Source organism: Intrasporangium mesophilum (assembly GCF_054783095.1).
The window spans coordinates 1-558 of sequence record NZ_BAAGRF010000037.1 but is presented as its reverse complement, the minus strand read 5'-3'; the positions used below and the strand labels follow the sequence as shown (position 1 = coordinate 558).

The following is a 558-nucleotide window of genomic DNA, read 5'->3' as shown; positions in this document are numbered from 1 at the left end:
GAACACCTGCTGACCAAGCCTCGCTCGCCCACGACGACCGGCAAGATCGAGCGGTTCCACCGGTCGCTGCGGGCCGAGTTCCTCACCGGAACCGTGCTCCCCAGCCTGGCCCAGGCCCAGGCTCGGCTGGACGCGTGGGTGAGTTCGTACAACCACGACCGGCCGCACCAGGCGCTCGAGATGCACACTCCCGCAGAACGGTACGGCACCGCGCCCCGACGGCCGCTCACGGCCGAGCCGGACCGCACCGGTCCCGAGTGGGTGGCCCGCAAGGTATCCACGGTCGGGGTCGTGTGCGTGTCCTGGCAGCAGGTGTCCGTGGGCCGGCACCGGGCCGGAGAACGCTGCGACGTGCACGTCGCACCCGACATCCTGCAGTTCTGGATCGGCAACGAGCTGCTGCGCACCGTCAAACGCGACAGCACCGGACCCGTGCGCAACAAGAGACCACTGGGAGGCGCCACAACCAAGACCCCAAGGAACACGGCAAACTGAACAGATTCGAGTGTCAAGGATCAACCGGCATCGAACTGTCAACCATCAGCCGGAGGTCAACAG

Annotated in this window: 1 protein-coding gene; it reads left to right on the top strand. The window is 67.2% G+C overall.

What is annotated here, in order from left to right; translation table 11 throughout:
• The coding region (locus ACYVLP_RS23455) for an integrase core domain-containing protein (protein ID WP_460629704.1) at positions 1-495 on the top strand (495 nt) is incomplete at its 5' end.
• Positions 496-558 lie beyond the last annotated feature (63 nt).